This window comes from Lapillicoccus sp. (assembly GCF_025353065.1).
Classification (GTDB): domain Bacteria; phylum Actinomycetota; class Actinomycetes; order Actinomycetales; family Dermatophilaceae; genus Lapillicoccus.
On the sequence record NZ_JANXRJ010000155.1, the window covers coordinates 1 to 17,426 of the forward strand.

The window sequence follows — 17,426 nt, forward strand, 5'->3', positions numbered from 1 at the left end:
CGGTGATGACAACCGGGATGACCGTGCCGGCATCACCCTGCGTCTGAGCGTTGAACGCCTTGACGAACTCCATGATGTTGACGCCGTGCTGACCGAGCGCGGGACCGACGGGCGGTGCGGGCGTGGCCTGGCCGGCCTGGATCTGCAGCTTGATGAAGCCGGAGACCCTCTTCTTCTTGGGGGGCATGTTCCTTGACCTTCTGTGGGTGGTGGTGGGCCGACGCCGTGGGCGATGACCCGGTTGCGGTGTGGCCCCGGCGGGTGCCGGGACCTGTTGGACGTGCGTCGGACGTCAGATCTTGGCGACCTGGCCGAACGACAGCTCGACCGGGGTCTCCCGGCCGAAGATGGAGACGAGCACCTTGAGCTTCTGGGTGACCGCGTTGATCTCGGAGATCGTCGCGGGCAGGGTCTCGAAGGGCCCCTCCATGACGGTGACCGACTCGCCGACCACGAAGTCGACGATGGTGGCGTCCTTGCCGGAGCCCGTGGAGCCACCGGCTGCGGCGGCGGCGGCCGACTCGGGGGTCTCGAGGTCGGGGGCGAGCATCACGAAGACCTCGTCGAGGCTGAGCGGCACGGGCTGGTGGGCGTTGCCGACGAAGCCCGTGACGCCCGGGGTGTGCCGGACGGCGCCCCAGCTCTCGTCGGTCAGCTCCATCCGGACCAGGACGTAGCCCGGCATCCGGACCCGGCGCACGAGCTTCTTCTGGCCGTTCTTGATCTCGGTGACCTCTTCCATGGGCACCTCGATCTCGAAGATGTGGTCCTCCATGTTGAGGGAGACGATGCGGGTCTCGAGGTTGGTCTTGACCCGGTTCTCGTAGCCGGCGTAGGAGTGGATGACGTACCAGTCACCCTCCTTCATCCGCAGGCCCAGCTTGTACTCCGCGACGGGGTCGACCGGCTCGGCGTCCTCGATGTCCTCGGGCCCGGCTTCGGGCTCGGCTTCGGGCTCGCTGACCTCGGCGGCGTCCGCGTCCGTGGCGACGAGCGTGTCATCGGTGTCGACGGCAGACTCGACGAGAGCCTCGTCCTCGACGGTCTCGAGGTCGTGCTCGGTGTCGGTGCCCCGGAGGGCGTCCTGCTGGGACACGTGGGTGACCTGCTTCCTGTGCTGACGTGGGTGAAGTCGGAGGGTGGGGGTCGTGCCCCCGCACCCTCCGGGCGGGGTGCGCTCTGTCGTGCGGTCGCCGTGGTCGGGCTAGCCCGCGAGGGCGAACAGGACGATCCGGTGGAACACGAAGTCGAAGCCGGAGACGAGCGCCATGATGACGAGGACGAACACGATCACCACGCCGGTGTAGTTGATCAGCTCGGGACCCGTGGGGCGGACCACCTTGCGCAGCTCGTCGATGATCTGACTGACGAACAGACCGATGGACTGGACGAACCGACTGACCGGGTTGCCCTGCTGCGCGCGCTTGCGATCGGCTCGACCGGTGTCGCGGTGACCTGCACTGGTCTCAGTCACGGAGCTCTTCCTTTGCTTTCAATCACGATTGTCCGCCATCGATGCGACAACGCAGGGCACGAGGGACTCGAACCCCCAACCCCCGGTTTTGGAGACCGGTGCTCTACCAATTGAGCTAGTGCCCTTCGCGGACCCGGTTGGGCGGGAACCGCGGGCGCCTGACGGCGGGCACAGTGAGTCTGGGCAGCCGTCAACCACCGCCAGCAGCATACGGGACCGGCCCGACCGGGCGCGAACTCGAGCGAGGTAAGCGCTCCTGCACATGCTCATGTGTCGTAGCGGATGCTAGTGTGCCGGGCATGTCGCTCCTGGAACGCCGCCTCCAGCTGTTGCTCGACGAGGAGCGCTACGCCCTCGTCCGTGCTGAGTCGCAGCGCAGCGGACGCAGCATCGCTGCGGTGATCCGGGAGGCCATCGACGACCGGTTCGCGGTGCGGGAGCAGGACGCGCGGACGGCGGCGGCGGCCCGGCTGCTCGAGCGGCACGCCGACCCCGGAGCCGGGCACGAGCCGGACTGGGACGCCATCAAGGGCGAGCTGGAGGACGACCTGCTCCGGCCGCTGCGCGCCGCCACGTGAAGGTCCTCGTCCTCGACACGGCCCCGCTGCTCTATGCCATCGGGTCGAGTCATCCGTTGCGCGAGCCGTGTCGGCGCATCATCGAGGCGGCCCTGCGTCAGGAGGTCGAGCTCCACGTGAGTGCGGAGGCCGTGCAGGAGGTGCTCCACCACCGGCTGCGCCGAGGTGATCGGGCGTCCGCGGTCACCGATGCCCGGGATGTCGCGGCCCTGTGCGTCATCCACCCCCTCGACACCGCCGTGCTCGACGCCGCGATCACCCTCGTCGCCAGCACGCCCCTGCGCGGGAGGGACGCCGTCCACGCGGCGACAGCGTTGCTGGTGGGCGCGGGTCACATCGTGAGCACCGACCAGGCGTTCGCGGCCGTGGACGGCCTGCGGCTCGTCGACCCGGCCGACGCGCTGCTCTGAGCGCCAGGCGGGCGACAGACGGGCGACGGGCGGGCGGAGCGCGCGCGGCATACCGGCTCGGGCAGGTGGATGGGAGGATGGCGGGCGTGACGACCATCTCCTCCCCCGCGCCCTCCCCCACTCCGGCCCCCGTCCGACCGTTGGCCTCGCTCACCCCCGACGAGCTCGCCACCTTCCTCGCCGAGACCCGCGAGGCGTATGCCGCGCTGCAGGCCCGCGGGCTGAAGCTCGACCTCACCCGCGGGAAGCCCTCGAGCGCCCAGCTCGACCTGGCCAACGAGCTCCTGCACCTGCCGACGACCACGAAGGACCGGTCCGGCGCCGACGTGCGCAACTACGGCAACCTCGAGGGGCTCACCGAGCTGCGCGAGATCTTCGCCGAGCTGCTCTGGGTGGAGGTCGACCAGGTGGTCTGCGGGGGCAACTCGAGCCTGACGATGATGCACGACACGCTCGTGGACCTGCTCCTGCACGGCGCGCCTGGCTCGCCGCGGCGTTGGGTCGACGAGCCGGTCGTCAAGTTCGTCTGTCCGGTGCCGGGCTACGACCGGCACTTCTCGATGCTCGCGAGCTTCGGCATCGAGATGGTCACCGTGCCGACGAACGCGGACGGCCCCGACGCCGAGGCGGTGGCGGCGCTGGTCAGGGACGACCCGAGCGTCAAGGGCATGTGGGTCGTGCCGACCTACGCCAACCCCTCCGGGGCGGTCTGCTCGCAGGAGGTGGCCGCCGCGCTGATGGCGATGCCGACCGCGGCTCCGGACTTCCGGATCTTCTGGGACAACGCCTACGCCTTCCACCACCTCACCGAGGATGAGGCCAAGAGCGCCGATGCCCTCACCCTGGCGCTGGCCTCCGGGCACCCCGACCGGCCGATCATGTTCGCCTCGACGTCGAAGATCACCTTCGCCGGTGCCGGGGTCGCGGTCATGGCCGCGTCCGCTGCCAACAAGGCGTGGTACCTCGAGCACCTGGCGATGGGCTCGATCGGGCCGGACAAGGTCAACCACCTGCGTCACGTCGAGTTCTTCCGCGACGCCGGCGGCGTGCGCGACCACATGCGCAAGCACCGCGCGATCATCGCCCCGAAGTTCGACGCCGTCGACGACGCGCTGACGACCGCGCTCGACGGGCTCGAGATCGCCGAGTGGACCAGGCCGACGGGCGGCTACTTCGTCAACCTCGACGTCGTGGACGGCACCGCCGCCCGGGTCGTCGCGCTGGCGAAGCAGGCCGGGATCTCCCTGACTCCCGCCGGCTCGTCCTTCCCGCTCGGCCACGACCCGCGCGACCGCAACATCCGGCTCGCCCCGACCTTCCCGGTCCTCGCCGAGGTCGAGACCGCGATGGCCGGCGTCGGCACCTGCGTCGCGCTCGCGGCGGCCGAGAAGCTCCTCGGCGCCTGACCCTGGCCGAGGTCGCGCACCTGGAGGGGACTGCCAACCGGCGCGAGTCCGGTATGCCGTCTGGCTGGCGCGGCATACCGGGCACCTGCCGGTCCTCCGTCCCCATTGACGGAGCCGCGCGACCGAGAGGTCACGTGCGGTCGTTCCCGGACCCCCAGAACGACCGGTCCTGACCCCTCGACCGGGCCCGGGCGGCTCGCGGGGGCGAGAGGTCACCTCTGGCGCGGCCCGATGGCGGTGCGTGGCAGAGTGAGGACATGAGCGACAACGGCATCGACGAGAGCTACAGCGGCGAGGATCTCAACACCGACACGGGGTCCTACTCCCTCGACGACGAGGACCAGCTGCAGGCGGAGGACACCCTGGTCGACCGGGGGGTCGAGGACACCCTGGACGAGGGCTACTCCCCCGCCGAGCGGGCGCAGGGGTCGACCGCCTGGGGGACCACCGCCTGGGAGCAGTCGCAGGACGAGACGATCGAGCAGCGCATCAAGCAGGAGATCCCGGACCCGGACTCGGCCTATGGCGCGCCCGACAACGAGAGTGGCCTGGACCGGCTCGACGAGGAGCGGGTCGGCGGCGACGACCCCGACGCGATCGCCGCCGAGGACGACTTCCTCGGCGACGCGGGCAGCCGGAGCGGCCGGCTCGTCGCGCCCGACGAGGGCGCGCGCAGCGACGAGGAGAAGGAGATGATCGGCAGCGACGTCGGGTTCTCCGGTGGTGCCGCCTCGGCCGAGGAGGCCGCCGTCCACGTCGAGGCCGACACCGAGCTCGAGGGCCTCGACAACGACGAGTCCGACGAGTCCGACGTCGACGACACCGTGATGCACGCGGACGACGACCCGGAAGAGCTCGCCGACCTCATCGACTGAGCGGTCAGCCCGGCGCCGGGTCGCCGGTGCTCGTCTCCCGCCGCCACTGCGGCACCGGGCAGCGCGAGTCCGCCGTCCCCGGGAAGGTGCCGAGGTCCTCGACCCGGTAGCCGTCCGGATAGGTCCGGACGGTCGGGTTCTGCCGCCCGAGGGTCGGCTCGGTGCGCGGTGGCAGCAACCGGACGAGCCGGCCCCGGGTGGTGAGGGCGGACCGGAAGATCGCCCGCACCGGCCTGGTCGGTCGGGGGTAGTGGAAGGCGTCCAGCAGGTGGTCGTCCATCAGCGAGAACGCCAGCTGCCGCACCACCGCCCGCGGCGCCCACCGGTTCGGGGCGAAGGTGCCCAGCAGGTCGAGGGTCGCGTCGGCCACGGCGCGCGCGCCCTCGTCGAAGGCGAAGTGCTCCCGCTCGTAGTCCTCCATCAGGGCCTCGAAACCGGCATACGTCGTCGGCAGCTGCGTGATCCCCATGTGCCGGCCGAGGTCGAGGTAGTAGGCGGTCGTCGCATCGCGCTCCCCGTCGGTGTAACGGCGCCAGCCGTAGGCGTCGACCCAGCGCACCGGCGAGACGACGAAGGTGGCCAGCACGTAACGCAGGTCGTCGTCGGGGATGCCGTGGGCGCGGTGCATCTGGTTCATCCGGCGGACCGCCATCCGTCCCTCGGGGCTCGCGAGCCCGTGCTCGAGGGCGGCGTCGAGGACGAGCACCGTGTCGTCGTAACGCTTCTGGGTGCGCTCGGTGAACTCGCCCGTCTCGAAGAGCAGCCGTCCGATGCTCGGCACGGCATACGTGCGGAAGAGGGCGAAGCTCAGCGCTTGCGTGATGTCCCAAGGGAACTCGCGGGTGGCCAGCAGGGTGCTGATGCGCACGTAGTCCGTCTCCGGGTCGAGGTGCGCGATCTCGTCACGGAGGTCGTAGCGACCCATGCCTCGGACCCTATGCCCGCTCGCCCGATCGTGTGCGCGCTCTGCCACAGTGGTGTCGTGCACAGTGGTGGCTTGGCGGTGCCCGGACGCGACCTCGCCACCCTGCCGAAGGCCCACCTGCACCTCCACTTCACCGGATCGATGCGGATCAGCACCCTGGCCGAGCTGGCCGACCACCACGGCGTCCGGCTGCCCGAGGCGCTGCGCGCGTCGCTGGACTGGGTGCCGCCCCGGCTGCACGCGACGGACGAGCGCGGCTGGTTCCGCTTCCAGCGGCTCTACGACCTGGCCCGGGCGTGCGTGCGCGGCGAGGACGACATGCGCCGCATCGTGCGGGAGGCGGCGGTCGACGACCACGCCGAGGGGTCGCGCTGGCTCGAGATCCAGGTCGAGCCGAGCTCCTACGCTCCGTTCGTCGGCGGCATCACGCCCGCTCTGGAGATCGTCCTCGACGAGGCGCGGCTGGTCTCCGCGGACCTCGGCATCGGGGTCGGGGTCATCGTTGCGGCCAGCCGGATCCGCCACCCGCTCGACGCCCGCACGCTGGCGCGCCTCGCGGTCCGGTATGCCGGGTCGGGGCCCGGCACGGTCATCGGCTTCGGCCTCAGCAACGACGAGCGCCGGGGCTGGCTGCCGGACTTCGCGCCGGCGTTCGACATCGCCCGGCGCGGAGGCATCGCCCTGGTGCCGCACGCCGGCGAGCTGCTCGGCCCGAGCAGCGTCATCGACACGCTGTCGGTGCTGCGTCCCGACCGGATCGGCCACGGGGTGCGCTGTGTCGAGGACCCGCTCGTGCTCGACGCCGTCGCCGAGTCGGGCGTCGTCCTCGAGGTGTGCCCCGGCAGCAACGTCTCGCTGGGGGTCTACCGGAGCGCCGCGGACGTGCCGCTCGCCGACCTGCTCGAGGCCGGCGTCCCCGTCGCGCTCGGCGCCGACGACCCGCTGCTCTTCGGATCGCGCCTGGTGGCGCAGTACGTGATCGCCCGCGACGACCTGGGTCTCGACGACGTGGCCCTGGCCGGCCTCGCCCGCTCGTCGCTGCACGGCAGCACGGCCCCTGCGGAGGTGCTCGACCGAGCCGACCGCGACCTCGACGCCTGGCTCTCGGGGCCGCCGGATTTGGAGGCAGCCACCTCCGCACGGCACTCTGGATGACGGTCGCCCCGCTGTCATCGCGGCCGCGACACCCGGATCTGCGAAGGACGACACACCCCACATGAGGACAACTGCGCTGGCCCTGCTGGGCGGGCTGACTGCCGGCACCCTGCTCGTCGGAGGCTGCGCCGCACCCCAGCTGACGGCCACCGACGGCGGCACCGTCGCCCCTGCCACCGCGACGGCGACGGGCCGTCCGCCGACCGGGAGCACCTCGGCGGGCCGCACCTCCGGGACGACCAGCGCCACACCGAGCCCGACGACCTCGCCGCCGACGCCGTTCCCGACCGCCTACCTCACGGTCGGCAAGACGATCACCGACACCGGACTCGGCCACAAGATCACCGTCTCCCGCATCCTGCGGACCCTGCCCTGGCCCGTCGGCTACCAGGCCACCTCCGCGACGTTCGAGCTCGTCGCCGTGGAGATGACCTTTGCGCCCAGCGCCACCTACACCGCGCCCCTGCGCGTCCAGGACCTCTCCATCGCCACGGGCAGCCCGCTCCCCAACCGGCCCGACACCATCGACGACGCGATGCTCCAGGCCGCGAAGCTCACCCTCCTGCCCGCCGAGGTCGCGACCGGGAAGACGGCCACGGGGTGGGTCGTGTTCCGGATCGACCCCAAGGGCGCGCCGAAGCTGACGATGACCTACACCCGGCCGAAGTCCCAGGTCACCGGCAGCGGGCAGGTCTTCGACAGCCAGGTGTTCAGCGTCGACGTCGTCGGCTGACCCCGCCGAACGGCCCCCATCCCTGCCGGATTGGGGTACGGACGCGTCGTCGGCGACGCGTTCTCACCCCCATCCGGGGGCGGAGCGGGCGGGCGGTGCGCGCGCTCAGAGGGTGACGCCGACGAGGGTCGGCTCGGGCACCAGCCGGACCCCGAAGGCCGACTCGACGCCGTCGCGCACCTCGCGGGCCAGGTCGAGGACGTCGTCGGTGCTCGCCGTGCCGCGGTTGGTCACGGCGAGGGTGTGCTTCGTCGACAGGGCCGCCGGGCCGGGCAGGCCGTAGCCCCTGCCGAAGCCGGCGCGCTCGATGAGCCAGGCGGCGACCGTCTTGGTGCGCCCGTCCGGCTGGGTCCAGGACGGCGCCGTCACGTCGGCCCCCAACCGGTCGTGGACCCGCCGCTCGAGGTCGATGAAGCCGGCGTCGTCGAGGACCGGGTTGGTGAAGAACGACCCGCAGCTCCACGTGTCGTGGTCGGGCGCGGAGGCATCCGGACCGTCGAGCACCATCCCGCGCCGCCGCCGCTGGGCGAGCACCGCCTCGCGGGCGTCGGTGAGGGGGACGCGCGCCCCGACCTCGACGCCGAGCTGAGCGGCCAGGTCGGCATACGCCAGAGGCTCGCTCAGGTCGCCGACCCGCAGCTGGAAGACCACGTCCAGCACGACGTAGCGACCTCCCTTGCCGTCGCCGCTCTTGAAGCGCGAGTCCCGGTAGGCGAAGCCGCACTCCGGCCCGAAGACCGTCCGGACCTCCTGGCGCTGCCGGTCCCACACCCGCACCTGGGCGACCGTCTGGGACACCTCCTGGCCGTAGGCGCCGACGTTCTGGATCGGCGTCGCCCCGGTCGAGCCCGGTATGCCGGAGAGCGCCTCGATCCCGGCCCAGCCCTCCGCGACGGCCCGGGCCACGACCTCGTCCCACGGCTCGCCCGCGGCCACCCGGAGGTTGGCCCCGCCGCAGCTGTCGTCGGACTCGACGGCGACACCCGTGGTCGCGACGTGCACGACGGTCCCCGCGAAGCCCTCCTGCGCGACGACGAGGTTGGACCCGCCGCCGAGGACGAGCAGGGCCTCGTCGGCGTCGTCGACCTCACGGATCGCGTCGACGAGCTCGTCGGTCGTCGTCACGGTGACCAGCCGGGCCGCGGGACCACCGACGTGCATCGTCGTCAGGGCGGCCAGCGCCACCTCGTGTCGGACGTCCACGCAGGCCGCGTCAGTCGAGGCGGACGACGGCGAGCGCGCGGCCGAGGACCTTGTCCTCGCCGCACCGGGCGGTGAGCTCGACGGTGGCCGCATGCGACTCGGGGTCGAGCCTGGTGACGACCCCGGACACGACGACGTCGGCTCCTCCGTCGTAGGGCACGACGACCGGCTTGGTGAACCGGGTCGAGTAGGAGGTGACCCGTCCGGCGTCGCCGACCCACTCGGTGACGACGGTGACCGCCGACCCCATGGTGAACATCCCGTGGGCGATGACGTCGGGCAGGCCGACCCCCTTGGCGAAGCGCTCGTCCCAGTGGATCCGGTTGCGGTCGAGCGATGCCCCGGCGTACTGGACGAGGGTGGCCCGCTCGATGTGGATGGTCTTCGGTGGCAGCTCGTCGCCGACCGCGACGGAGGCGAGGGCAGGGACCGCCATCACGCGTCCCCCCCGTCGTCCTCGGCGCCCCGGATGACCAGCGTCGAGGTCGCCGTGCAGACGAGCTCGTCGCCCACGGTGAGCTCACTGCGGGTGGTGACCATGGCGTTCCCCCCGGCCTGGCGCACCCGGTCGACGTGGAGCACGCCGACGACCTCGTCGCCGGCGGTCAGGGGCCGGTGGTGGACGAACTTCTGCTCGCCGTGGACGACCCGCGTGAAGTCGATGCCGGCCTCCGGGTCGGTGATGAGCTGGCCGTCGCACTGCTGCGCGATGAGCACCGCGAAGGTCGGCGGGGCGATGACGTCGAGGTAGCCTGCGGCCCGCGCCGCGGCGCGGTCGACGTGCACCGGGTCGGTCGAGCCGACCGCCTCGGCGAACTCGCGGATCTTGGCCGATCCCACGGCATACGGAGCGGTGGGCGGGTAGCTGCGCCCGGCGAAATCTGCGTTGACCGGCATGCTCGCCACCCTAGTGCCCCAGTAGGACACGCCCCGTCGGGCACGCCCTGTCGGGCACGCCATCAGGGCACCCTCACGGCGAGGCCGGGGCGGGGTGGGCCGTCCGGGTGTCGTAGCGCCAGAACGGCCGCACGATCAGGCCGGCGACGACGACCACGAGGATGCACGCGACGCCGCCGGCGACCCACGAGACCGTGGGATTGGTCAGCGCCGCCGTCGTGCCGGCCCGCACGTCGCCGAGGCGCGGACCGCCGGCGACCACGGCGATAAAAACACCCTGCATCCGGCCGCGCATCTCGTCGGGCGCGTAGGTCTGGAGGATGGTCTGCCGGTAGACCGCGCTGACGAGGTCGAACGCCCCGGCGAGGGCCAGCAGCGCGACGACGAGCCACAGCTGGTGGGCCAGCCCGGAGAGGGCGACCGCCGCCCCCCAGCCGGCGATCGCGAAGACGAGGGCGCGGCCCTGACGGCGCACCCGGCCGATCCAGCCGCTGGAGAGGCCGGCCAGCACCGCACCGATGGCGATGGCGGCATACAGGGGGCCGACGTTGCCGCCGAAGCGGTCGTCGGCCACCGCCGGGAACAGCGAGCGGGGCATCGCCAGCACCATCGCGGTGATGTCGACGACGAAGCTCATCAGCAGCACGGGACGCACGGCGATGAACCGCAGACCCTCGGCGACGGCGCGCATGTCGGCGCGCTGAGGAGCTCCCTGGGGCGGCAGGGACGGGAGCCGGAAGGCCGAGAAGAGCGCGGCGGTGAAGAGGATCGCGTCGATGGCGTAGGCGTAGGCGAACCCGTGGTCGAGCGAGACGAGGACCCCCGCGATGAGGGGGCCGACCACCTGACCGACGTTGCCGACGGTGAAGTTGAGGGTGTTGGCCGAAGGGACGAGCTCGACGGGCACGATGCGCGGGATGATCGCGCCGCGGGCGGACGAGGCGACCGCGAACATGCCCGACTGGACGACCACCAGGGCGAGGATGAGCCAGACGTTGCGCGCGTCGAGCAGCGTCTGGAGCAGCAGGGCGAGAGTGACCGCCCAGCCGCCGAGCGAGGACCAGAGGTAGAGCACACGGCGGTCGACGGCGTCGGCGATGGCCCCGCCGTAGAGCCCGAAGACGACGATCGGCAGCAGCCCGGCGAGGCCGACGTAGCCGACGTAGAGGCTGGAGCGGGTCAGCGCGTAGACCTGCACCGGGACGGCGACCTGGGTCAGCATCGAGCCGATGTAGGAGGTGCCCTGGCCGATGAGCAGCCGGCGGAACGGGGCGATGTGCAGGGGCCGCGTGTCGAGGGTCTGGCGGCCGAGGTGGCCACGCAGCCGGCTCAGGCTCCGGAGCTCGGCCGCCTGCTCGGGGACGTCGGCGGGGTCGCTCACTCGCGGGATTCTTTCACGCGGTCCGGGAGGGTATGCCAACGACCGCCGCCCCGGGTGAGGGGCAACGGCCGTCGGGTGTGGTGCGAGCGGACCTCAGCGGGTCTCGCGGTGCTCCGTCTGCTTGCCGCAGTTGGGGCAGAACTTCGCCAGCTCCAACCGGTCGGGGTTGTTGCGGCGGTTCTTCTTGGTGATGTAGTTGCGGTTCTTGCAGTCCACGCACGCCATGGTGATCTTGGGGCGGACGTCGGCGCTCTTGCTGGCCACGGGACAACCTGCTCTCGATGTGCTGTATCAGGGGGGTGCTGCTTCAGGAACGTCATGGGCGCGATGGTCGAGCGAGCGGACCACGAGACGCGACACGCCAGCCTACGCGAGGGGCGGTGGCTTCGAGAAATCGGCACCTGTCGTAGCGGGAGCGGGGCTCGATCCCGCGACCTCACGATTATGAGTCGTGCGCTCTAACCAGCTGAGCTACCCCGCCCTGGAAGACCACGGCGCACCGCCCGTTGCGGGGCTGGTGAGCCGGGACCAGAGCCCCAATAGGGAATCGAACCCTAGACCTTTTCCTTACCATGGAAACGCTCTGCCGTCTGAGCTATTGGGGCGCCGGGAGGGGGGTCAGACCCGCCCGGTCGTGCGTCCGAGAGACTACACGAGCCGGTCGGCCGGATCTAATCGGTATGCCGTGTCGGCGCCATCGCGCGTGGCCCCAGATCACGCGCCGTGGCCCGCCGCAGCACGGACGACTCCGGCGACGAACGAGGTCGTCTCCCCGAGGCTCGGCAGGAGCACCGCCTGATAGGCGTGGTAGGTGTCGGGCTTGCCGTCCCAGACGAGGTGGGACGGGTGGTTCGTGACGTCGAGCTCGTGGTGCCAGGAGCCGCGGACGGGGTCGACGAAGACGTCCTCGACGTGCTGCCGCCAGACGTCGAACCAGGTGCGGTAACCGCTCTCACCCGTGACGAGCGCGAGCGTCCACGCGGTGGCCAGCCCCTCCGCCGCGACCCAGTGGAGCCGGGTGCGCACGACCGGCGTCGCGTCGAAGTCGGCGGTGTAGACGAAACCCGGCGCCCCGTCGACGTCCCAGCCGTCCGCGACGGCGCGGTCGAAGAGGGCGACCGCGTCGCTGAGCAGCCAGGCGGGCGCTGCGTCGCCGTGGGCGGTCCGAACGTGCAGGGCGAGCCGGGCCCACTCCAGCAGGTGGCCGATGGTCACGCCGTAGGGGCGGAACTTGTCGGCCGGGTGGTCGCGGTTGTAGTCCAGCAGCGCCTGCCACTGCGTGTCGTAGTGCTCGGGCAGGCGGTAGCCGTTGCCGCGGGCGAACTCGTGGACGACGCGGGTGACGATGCTCGTGGCCCGATCGAGCAGCACCGCGTCGCCGGTGACGTCGTGCGCGGCGAGCAGCGCCTCGACGGTGTGCAGGTTGGCGTTGACCCCCCGGTAGGGGTCGCGGGTGGCGAAGGCGCGGTCCCAGGTGTCGGCCGCCAGGCCGTCCTCCTCGAGCCAGAACCGGTCGGCGAAGACGGCCAACGCGTCGTCGAGCAGCGCCCGGGCGCCGGGGTGACCGGCCGCGGTGGCACTCGCTGCGGCGAGCACCACGAAGGCGTGGGCGTAGGCCTGCTTCGAGTCGTCCGCGGGCCGTGAGGTGCCGTCCGGCGCCGTCTCGACCGCGGCATACCACCCGCCGTGCTCGTCGTCGTGGAGCCGGCCGGTCAGCGCCGCGACGCCGTGGTCGACGAGCGCGAGCGAGGCGCTGTCGCCGCGCAGGGCGGCCAGGGCCAGGACGTGGGTCATCCGGCAGGTCACCCAGAGCTCGACCGGGCGCCCCAGCTGTGGCACCCCGTCGTCGTCCAGCCACGCGAAGCCGCCGTCGGGGTGGACCGCGTGCTTGGTGAAGTCGAGCAGCGAGCTGGTCTGGGACTCGAGCCAGGCGCGTTCCTCGTCGCTGAGGGCTCTGGCGGCAGCATCGGGCATGGGATCAACCTACTGTCCGGCCGGACGGGCGGCCCGCTCGCCGCGCTCCGTCCGCCGCCCCGCTCACCGCGCTCCGGGTCCGACCGGGTGGAAGCCGTCCCCCGGCCAGGGCGTCGGTCCCAGGGGCATGGTCGGGGTCGGTGCAGCGCTCGGCGTGGTCGGAGGGCTCGGGGCGCTCGGCGGGCTCGTGGGGACGGCCGTTGGCGTTGGGGTGGCCGTCGGGGTCGGTGTGGGGACGACCCCCGTGACGACCGTGGGCGGGGTCGTGGGCCATGGCGCGTCGGGGCGGGGTGAGCCGTAGGAACCGTGGAAGGGCAACGCGGTCATCGGCCCGAAAGCGCTTCCCGTGGCGCGGTACTGGTAGAGCGTCGAGGTGTCCCCGGTGGTGGTGGTGGAGTAGACCTCGAGCGAGGGGAAGTCCCCCCGGGTCCCGCTGACGCTCATGGGAGCGCCGTTCGTGCCGGGGTCGATGATCATGTCACCGTTCACCGACCAGCCGAGGTCGCCGGTCCCGGCCAGGGCGAACGGGTCGGTGGCTTCGTAACCGATCGCGATCCTGCCGTCGTCGGCCTGGTAGACACCGACAGAGGGTGTCCCGACGGCGACGTCCGTGGGACCGAGCGCCTGAGTCATGAGGTCGGTGGAGTCCGAGGGGTTCTGCCGGGCGACGACGATGCCGTTGTCGCAGTCGACGTAGAGCGTGACCCGACTCGCGTCGGGCGCGGCGTGGGGGTCGAAGTCGCGGTTGTCCCCGAGGTTCATGCTGTCGAGGTTGAAGACCGACTCGCCGGGGATGAACAGGTTGACCCGCACGACGCCGACCCCGGGCCGCGGCGTGATGGGGAAGGTCTTGATCACCGAGCTCATCCCCTGGTACTTGGCCTGCTGGGTCGTGGGATCGAGCATCGCCGCGGTCGTCGCGTCGTTCGCCGTGACCGGCGGGTGGCCGACCGCGGCCGTGAAGGCCGCCACCTGGGCAGCCGTGAGCCCGGCCACCGGGCTGGGCGGCTGCGGTGAGGGGCCGCCGTCGGGCAGCATCGGTCCCCCGACGAGGTTGAGCGGGGGAGGGTTTCGCGAGGGAGGACTCAGCGGCGCGGAGGTCGCGACGACCGGTCGGGTGCGGACCGGCGGTGCGGACGTCGCCGGCCCACCGGCACTGGCCGTGCGCTGCTGCCGGGCCTGCTGTCGCAGGATCTCCGAGGTGCTCCGCAGTCGCGCGGCGGCCGCGGCCACGGCGCGCTCCAGGCAGCGTCCCGCGACGGCCGCAGCATCGGCGTCGCCGCCGACCCAGCCGGCCGTGAGGATCACCAGGGACGTCCGGACGTTGTCGTCGATCTGGGCCAGCTCGGCCGCATGACCGTCCAGCCGGGAGGCGCTGGCGTCGAGCGCCTCCGGGTCGGCGCCCTTGCTGAAGATGGCCATCGCGGTCCTTGTCGTGTGGAGAGGCAGCACGATCGGTGCCCGGTCCGTTGCTCGTCATCGTACGAGCGGGTCGGCGTCCGGGGCGATGGGGAGGACTCCCCGTCGCGGCCTACCCCACCACCACGACGACGAGGGTGCGCGGCCCGTGGACGCCCTCGACCCGGTCGAGCTCGATGTCGCTGGTGGCGCTGGGCCCGCTGATCCAGGTCAGCGGCCGGGTGGGGTCGGCGACTCCCAGCAGAGCCACGGCAGCGGTGACGCCGGCGACGACCTGGTCCGTGCGGACCACGCAGACGTGACGGTCGGGGACCAGGCTGAGGGCGCGACGGCCCTGGCCGGCTCCGTGGTCGAGGACGATGGTCCCGGTCGTCGCGATCCCCACGCTCGCCGTCGTCACGACGGCGTCGATGCGGTCGAGGTCGGACGCCGAGAGCGCCTCGTCGGAGACGCTGAGGCAACCCTCCGGCATACCCAGCATGGACGCAGGAAAGCCCTCTGGCACAAGGACACTCGCGCTGGCCCCGAGCCCGTCGCGGACCGCGTCGGCGACCCGGTCGGGCGCGCACCGGACGACCTCCGCGCGGTAGTCGGCGACCCGCTCGACGAAGAGCTCCACGAGCGCCTCCCCCGTCGGTGGCGGCACCGGCGCGGGGTCGGCCGGGGCCGGCTCCGCGTGGCCGGCTCGCGTGGCCGGCGGCCCGAGGGCGGACCGGACCCGCGCGAGGATCTCGTCCCGGGCGCTCACCCCGCGCCTCCGGTATGCCGCGGGCCCACCACCGGCGGCTCGTTGCGACCGCCGTCGGTCGCCTTCCACCAGGCGCGGAAGGAGGTCCGCGGCGGCATCGGCAGGTCGCGGGCGTCGCTCCACCCGGCACCGGGCCCGGGCAGCCGGCCGAGGGCACGTCGACCGCCGGGGAGGGTGCGCTTGCCGAAGGGGGTCATGACCCGGTTCGCGACGCCAGCAGCCTTGACCGCCAACGACATCCGGCTTGGGTCGGAGAACAGGAAGGAGGTCGCCCGCATCGCGAGGTCCTGCGCACCGGGAGCGCCGTCACGGTGGGCGTCGACGACCTTGGCCCGCAGGTGCACGAGGATCTCGGGGATGTCGATCATCACCGGGCAGACCTCGAGGCAGCGACCACAGAGGCTGGAGGCATAGGGGAGGGAGTCGATCTGCTTGTCGTGGCCGACGCCGCGCATCAGGGGGTTGAGGATGGCGCCGATGGGCCCGGGATAGACCGAGCCGTAGGCGTGGCCGCCCGTGCGTTCGTAGACGGGACAGACGTTGAGGCAGGCCGAGCACCGGATGCAGCGCAGGGCCTGGCGGCCGACCTCGTCGGCGAGGACGGTGGTGCGGCCGTTGTCGAGGAGGACGACGTGCACCTCCTGCGGTCCGTCGCCGGGGGTCACCCCGGACCACATCGAGGTGTAGGGGTTCATCCGCTCCCCCGTGCTCGAGCGGGGCAGCAGCTGCAGGAAGGTGTCGAGGTCGGCGAAGCGCGGGAGCACCTTCTCGATGCCGACGACGCTGATCAGCACCTCGGGCAAGGTGAGGCACATCCGGCCGTTGCCCTCGGACTCGACGACGACGAGGGTCCCGGTCTCGGCGATGGCGAAGTTCGCGCCGGAGATCGCGACCCGGGCGCGCAGGAACTTCTCGCGCAGGTGGAGGCGGGCCGCTCCCGCGAGGGCCGCCGGGTCGTCGGTGAGGTCGTCCGGGGCGGGGCGTCCGGCGGCGGCCATCCGGGTCCGGAAGATCTCGCGGATCTCGGCGCGGTTGCGGTGGATCGCCGGCACAAGGATGTGGGACGGCAGGTCGTCGCCGAGCTGGACGATGAGCTCGGCGAGATCGGTCTCCCACGCGGCGATGCCGTGCGCCGCCAGCGCCTCGTTGAGCTCGATCTCCTGGGTCGCCATCGACTTGACCTTGACGACCTCGTCGACGTGGTGGGCCTTCACGATCTCCGCCACGATCGCGCAGGCCTCGGCGGCGTCCCGCGCCCAGTGGACCGTCGCGCCGCGGGCGGTGAGGGACTCCTCGAGCGTGACGAGGTGCGTGTCGAGTCGGGCGAGCATGTCGTCCTTGATGCGAGCGCCCTTGACCCGCAATGCTTCCCAGTCCTCGACCTCCTCCACGACCCTCGCCCGCTTATCACGGATCGTGTGGGTCGCGTGGCGCAGGTTGGTGCGCAGCTGCGTGTCGGCGAGGGCCGCGTGGGCTGCCTCGGGGAACGGCGGCATACCGACGAAGGTGGCGCTCATCAGTCGGCCTCCGTCTGCGCGAGGATCTCGGCGAGGTGCATGACCCGCATCCCGGTCTGCTCTCTCGACAGGATGCCACCGAGGTGGAGGAGGCAGGAGTTGTCGCCGGCGACGAGCACCTCGGCGCCGGTGTCGCGGGCGTGCCGGACCTTGTCGGACCCCATCGCCACCGATGTCTCGGCGTTCTTCAGGGCGAAGGTCCCCCCGAACCCGCAGCACTCCTCCGCGGCCGGCAGCTCGACCAGCCGCAGCCCCTTGACGGCGCGGAGCAACCGCGTCGGGCGGTCGCCCACCCCGAGCATCCGCAGGGAGTGGCAGGTCGGGTGGTAGGTCACACGGTGGGGGAAGTAGGCGCCGACATCCTCCACGCCGAGCACGTCGACGAGGAACTCGGTGAGCTCGTGGGTGCGCGGTCCGGTGCGCGCCACGGCCGCCTCCAGCGCCGGGTCCCCGGAGCGCCGGGCGACGAGGCCGTGCTGGTGCCGCACGCAGCCGGCGCACGACCCCGACGGCACGACGATGGCGTCGTAGCCGTCGAACGAGTCGACGAACTGCCTCACCACGGGCACCGCCTCGTCGAGGTAGCCGGTGTTGACCATCGGCTGGGCGCAACAGGTCTGGCCCTCGGGGAAGTCGACGTCGACGCCGAGTCGACGCAGCAGGCGGACGACCGCCGTGCCCGTGTCGGGGAACAGCGTGTCGTTGATGCAGGTCAGCATCAGCGCGACGCG

At 72.1% G+C, this 17,426-nt stretch carries 19 protein-coding genes, 3 tRNA genes and 1 pseudogene; 6 read left to right on the plus strand and 17 right to left on the minus strand.

Features of this window, described 5'->3' with window-relative positions:
- The 4 genes and pseudogenes from Q0R63_RS12300 to Q0R63_RS12315 all read right to left on the minus strand — a co-directional run.
- A pseudogene (locus Q0R63_RS12300) lies at positions 1-187 on the minus strand (50S ribosomal protein L11); the annotation flags it as partial.
- A 105-nt stretch (positions 188-292) separates the two neighbouring features.
- Complete coding sequence (nusG, locus tag Q0R63_RS12305; RefSeq protein ID WP_295697591.1) at positions 293-1,096, minus strand: transcription termination/antitermination protein NusG; 804 nt, start codon at positions 1,094-1,096, stop codon at positions 293-295.
- A gap of 108 nt (positions 1,097-1,204) precedes the next feature.
- Positions 1,205-1,474, minus strand: coding sequence for a preprotein translocase subunit SecE (gene secE, locus Q0R63_RS12310; RefSeq protein WP_295697593.1), 270 nt, complete (start codon positions 1,472-1,474; stop codon positions 1,205-1,207).
- A 52-nt stretch (positions 1,475-1,526) separates the two neighbouring features.
- A tRNA-Trp gene (locus Q0R63_RS12315) sits at positions 1,527-1,599 on the minus strand.
- 174 nt (positions 1,600-1,773) lie between these two features.
- Between Q0R63_RS12315 and Q0R63_RS12320 the strand changes: the two genes are divergently transcribed.
- The 4 genes from Q0R63_RS12320 (at position 1,774) to Q0R63_RS12335 (ending at position 4,743) form a co-directional block, all read left to right on the plus strand.
- Positions 1,774-2,052, plus strand: coding sequence for a hypothetical protein (locus Q0R63_RS12320; RefSeq protein ID WP_295697595.1), 279 nt, complete (start codon positions 1,774-1,776; stop codon positions 2,050-2,052).
- On the plus strand, positions 2,049-2,462 hold the full coding sequence (locus Q0R63_RS12325) for a type II toxin-antitoxin system VapC family toxin (RefSeq protein ID WP_295697597.1): 414 nt from the start codon (positions 2,049-2,051) through the stop codon (positions 2,460-2,462). The genes Q0R63_RS12320 and Q0R63_RS12325 overlap by 4 nt, the downstream gene beginning before the upstream one ends.
- Positions 2,463-2,548: 86 nt before the next feature.
- On the plus strand, positions 2,549-3,868 hold the full coding sequence (locus tag Q0R63_RS12330) for an aminotransferase class I/II-fold pyridoxal phosphate-dependent enzyme (RefSeq protein WP_295697600.1): 1,320 nt from the start codon (positions 2,549-2,551) through the stop codon (positions 3,866-3,868).
- A 257-nt stretch (positions 3,869-4,125) separates the two neighbouring features.
- Positions 4,126-4,743: a DUF5709 domain-containing protein gene (locus tag Q0R63_RS12335; protein WP_295697602.1), complete on the plus strand. Its 618-nt coding sequence runs from the start codon at positions 4,126-4,128 to the stop codon at positions 4,741-4,743.
- A 4-nt stretch (positions 4,744-4,747) separates the two neighbouring features.
- On the opposite strand, the gene Q0R63_RS12340 is transcribed toward Q0R63_RS12335, so the two are convergent.
- Positions 4,748-5,668: an oxygenase MpaB family protein gene (locus tag Q0R63_RS12340; protein ID WP_295697604.1), complete on the minus strand. Its 921-nt coding sequence runs from the start codon at positions 5,666-5,668 to the stop codon at positions 4,748-4,750.
- A gap of 72 nt (positions 5,669-5,740) precedes the next feature.
- Here Q0R63_RS12340 and Q0R63_RS12345 point away from each other — a divergent pair, with 72 nt between their 5' ends.
- A complete protein-coding gene (locus tag Q0R63_RS12345) occupies positions 5,741-6,823 on the plus strand; it encodes an adenosine deaminase (protein WP_295697606.1) in 1,083 nt (360 codons plus the stop codon).
- Positions 6,824-6,884: 61 nt separating this feature from the next.
- Positions 6,885-7,556, plus strand: coding sequence for a hypothetical protein (locus Q0R63_RS12350; RefSeq protein WP_295697607.1), 672 nt, complete (start codon positions 6,885-6,887; stop codon positions 7,554-7,556).
- Positions 7,557-7,661: 105 nt separating this feature from the next.
- Here the strand turns inward: Q0R63_RS12350 and Q0R63_RS12355 are convergent, their stop codons facing one another.
- From Q0R63_RS12355 to Q0R63_RS12410, 12 genes are all read right to left on the minus strand, one after another.
- Positions 7,662-8,759: a UDP-N-acetylmuramate dehydrogenase gene (locus tag Q0R63_RS12355; protein ID WP_295697608.1), complete on the minus strand. Its 1,098-nt coding sequence runs from the start codon at positions 8,757-8,759 to the stop codon at positions 7,662-7,664.
- Between the two features lie 10 nt (positions 8,760-8,769).
- Positions 8,770-9,195, minus strand: a complete 426-nt coding sequence (locus Q0R63_RS12360; RefSeq protein ID WP_295697609.1) for a MaoC family dehydratase — start codon at positions 9,193-9,195, stop codon at positions 8,770-8,772.
- Positions 9,195-9,656: a MaoC family dehydratase N-terminal domain-containing protein gene (locus Q0R63_RS12365; protein ID WP_295697611.1), complete on the minus strand. Its 462-nt coding sequence runs from the start codon at positions 9,654-9,656 to the stop codon at positions 9,195-9,197. The genes Q0R63_RS12360 and Q0R63_RS12365 overlap by 1 nt, the downstream gene beginning before the upstream one ends.
- Positions 9,657-9,729: 73 nt before the next feature.
- Positions 9,730-11,037 carry an MFS transporter gene (locus tag Q0R63_RS12370; protein ID WP_295697613.1) on the minus strand — a complete coding sequence of 436 codons (1,308 nt, stop codon included), beginning with the start codon at positions 11,035-11,037 and terminating at the stop codon, positions 9,730-9,732.
- Between the two features lie 93 nt (positions 11,038-11,130).
- Positions 11,131-11,301 carry a 50S ribosomal protein L33 gene (rpmG, locus tag Q0R63_RS12375; protein WP_295697614.1) on the minus strand — a complete coding sequence of 57 codons (171 nt, stop codon included), beginning with the start codon at positions 11,299-11,301 and terminating at the stop codon, positions 11,131-11,133.
- 143 nt (positions 11,302-11,444) lie between these two features.
- Positions 11,445-11,518 (minus strand) — tRNA-Met (locus Q0R63_RS12380).
- A gap of 51 nt (positions 11,519-11,569) precedes the next feature.
- Positions 11,570-11,642: transfer RNA gene (locus Q0R63_RS12385), tRNA-Thr, on the minus strand.
- Between the two features lie 109 nt (positions 11,643-11,751).
- Positions 11,752-13,011 (minus strand): AGE family epimerase/isomerase, encoded by a 1,260-nt coding sequence (locus Q0R63_RS12390; RefSeq protein WP_295697616.1) that lies wholly within the window; start codon positions 13,009-13,011, stop codon positions 11,752-11,754.
- 63 nt (positions 13,012-13,074) lie between these two features.
- On the minus strand, positions 13,075-14,433 hold the full coding sequence (locus Q0R63_RS12395) for a hypothetical protein (protein WP_295697618.1): 1,359 nt from the start codon (positions 14,431-14,433) through the stop codon (positions 13,075-13,077).
- Positions 14,434-14,542: 109 nt separating this feature from the next.
- Positions 14,543-15,178, minus strand: coding sequence for an LUD domain-containing protein (locus Q0R63_RS12400; protein ID WP_295697619.1), 636 nt, complete (start codon positions 15,176-15,178; stop codon positions 14,543-14,545).
- On the minus strand, positions 15,175-16,695 hold the full coding sequence (locus Q0R63_RS12405) for a LutB/LldF family L-lactate oxidation iron-sulfur protein (protein WP_295697621.1): 1,521 nt from the start codon (positions 16,693-16,695) through the stop codon (positions 15,175-15,177). The genes Q0R63_RS12400 and Q0R63_RS12405 overlap by 4 nt, the downstream gene beginning before the upstream one ends.
- Positions 16,695-17,414, minus strand: a complete 720-nt coding sequence (locus tag Q0R63_RS12410) for a (Fe-S)-binding protein (protein ID WP_295697677.1) — start codon at positions 17,412-17,414, stop codon at positions 16,695-16,697. Before Q0R63_RS12410 ends, Q0R63_RS12405 begins: the two co-directional genes overlap by 1 nt.
- Between the last annotated feature and the right edge of the window lie 12 nt (positions 17,415-17,426).